We start from the raw sequence: 895 nt of genomic DNA, 5'->3' as shown, positions 1-895 counted from the left end.
GCCAGCACCAATGGAAAGTACCGACTAAGGAAGAGAACGCCCGAAACGGTTTGCCCGAAACCGACTGGCGCGATGCGCAGTACGACATGCTGTACCTGCCCGTTACCGAAAGCATCCGCTACCACTACGACTTCAACGGCAACCGTACCGCCACCGTCCTGCCCGACGGCAGACAGATCAACTATCTGTATTACGGCAGCGGCCACCTGCACCAAATCAGCCTCGACGACGAAGTCATCTCCGACATCGAGCGCGATAAGCTACACCGCGAAATCTTCCGCACACAAGGTAAACTCGCCAGCCGCTACGAACTCGATCCCTTAGGCCGTCTGAAAAGGCAAATCGCCATCCTTAACGATTTGACCGAAGGCGGCAAAGGCAAAACCAAAGTAGCGGCGGCTTATGCAGTCAAACGCAGCTACGGCTACGACCGCACCGGCAACCTGACCCACAGTACCGACCAACGGACGGGGACGACGCATTTCGAATACGACAAACTGGACAGGATTACCAAAGCCGGCAACGAAGTGTTCGCCTTCGACCCCGCGCACAATATCCTGTCCGATAACAATAGCCCTACCGTCCCAGACAACCGCCTGAAAACCTATAACGGCACGACCTATTACTACGACCACTTCGGCAACCTGATCCACCGCGAACTGGCCGACGGCGAAGTGCAGAACTATTTCTACGATCTGCACGACCAATTGGTTAAAGCCGAAATCTTTAAAAAAGACGGCACGAAAGAAACGTGGGCGTACACCTACGATGCCTTGGGCAGAAGGATAGGCAAAGGCCGTCTGAAAAACGGAGAAGTTTCAGACGGCCTTGAAGAGGAAACCGGATTCGTTTGGGACGGCAGCCACCTCTTACAGGAAATCCAGCCAGACGGCAG

At 54.9% G+C, this 895-nt stretch carries 1 pseudogene; it reads left to right on the top strand.

Annotated elements, in window-relative coordinates:
• Positions 1-895 (top strand): annotated as a pseudogene (locus ACTHSX_RS10445) (RHS repeat protein); the annotation flags it as partial.

This window comes from Neisseria sp. P0014.S002 (assembly GCF_051958295.1).
GTDB classification, from domain to species: Bacteria; Pseudomonadota; Gammaproteobacteria; order Burkholderiales; family Neisseriaceae; genus Neisseria; species Neisseria flavescens_B.
The sequence above is the reverse complement of the archived record's forward strand: the minus strand, read 5'-3'. Positions and strand labels throughout refer to the sequence as shown.